The following is a 1,159-nucleotide window of genomic DNA, read 5'->3' as shown; positions in this document are numbered from 1 at the left end:
GGGCGGGTGAACGCGATGGATCCCGTGCTGCCATTTGGCGTTGACATCCCCTTCGTCCACCACCTCGGAATCGTTGTGCACCGCATGGAGGGCGGCGTGTCCGAACTCGGCTACGAAGCCCGACCGGAGCATCTGAACACCCTGGGCGTGACCCATGGCGGCGCGTCCATGACCCTGCTCGACGTGGCCATGGCGATCGCCGCGCGCAGCGTCACGCCCGACATGGGCGTGGTCACCGTCGAGATGAAAACCAGCTTCATGCAACCCGCCCGGGGCCCGCTGCTGGCCAAGGGACGGCTGATCCATCGCACTGCCACCCTGGCCTTTACCGAGGGCACGGTGTTCGATTCCGGGGGCCGCCTGTGCAGCCAGGCCACGGGCACGTTCAAATACGTGCGGCGCCTGCCACCCGAGCGGCGCGGCGCCGGCAGATCGGGATAATCGCCCGCGCTGGAAGAACCGTTCGAGTCTGATTCCCCGCAGGAGCACGCATGCCACGCAATCAACAAATCGTTCTCGACAACCGCCCCGGGCGCGGCCGTGCTCGGCAACTTCAGGCTGGTGGTGGCGGACACGCCTGCGCTCGCCGAGGGTCAGGTGCTGGTGCGCCACCACTACCTGAGCCTGGACCCCTATATGCGCGGGCGCATGAACGAGGGCCCGAGCTACGCCGCGGCGCAGGCCCTGGGCGAGGTGATGATCGGCGGCACCGTGGGCGAGGTGGTCGAGAGCCGGAACCCACAGTACGCCGTGGGCGACAAGGTGCTGGGCATGGGCGGCTGGCAGGAATACAGCGTGATCGACGGCAGGGCCCCGGGCGCGCTGCGCAAGCTCGACGCCGGCCCGTTTCCGCTGTCGTACTACCTGGGGGCCGTCGGCATGCCCGGCGTGACGGCCTGGTACGGCCTGGTGAAAATCATCGCGCCCAAGGCCGGCGACAGCGTGGTGGTCAGCGCCGCGACGGGCGCCGTGGGCAGCGCGTTTGCGGCCCTGGCGAGGGCGCGCGGCTGCCGCGTCGTGGGCATCGCGGGCGGCGCAGAGAAATGCCGCTACGCAGTGCAGGAACTGGGCTTTGACGCCTGCATCGACCACCAGCAGTACGGCAACGAAGGGAAGGCCCTGGCGCAGGCCCTGGGGCAAGCCTGCCCCCAGGGAATCG

Annotated in this window: 1 protein-coding gene and 1 pseudogene; both read left to right on the top strand. The window is 69.4% G+C overall.

What is annotated here, in order from left to right:
• Positions 1-24 precede the first annotated feature (24 nt).
• The gene (locus VTU_RS0105500) at positions 25-441 is read left to right on the top strand and encodes a PaaI family thioesterase (RefSeq protein ID WP_029554143.1); all 417 of its coding nucleotides are present in this window, start codon (positions 25-27) and stop codon (positions 439-441) included.
• 50 nt (positions 442-491) lie between these two features.
• Positions 492-1,159: pseudogene (locus tag VTU_RS25835) on the top strand (NADP-dependent oxidoreductase); the annotation flags it as partial.

The organism is Verminephrobacter aporrectodeae subsp. tuberculatae At4 (assembly GCF_000193225.1).
GTDB lineage: Bacteria > Pseudomonadota > Gammaproteobacteria > Burkholderiales > Burkholderiaceae_C > Acidovorax > Acidovorax aporrectodeae.
The sequence above is the reverse complement of the archived record's forward strand: the minus strand, read 5'-3'. Positions and strand labels throughout refer to the sequence as shown.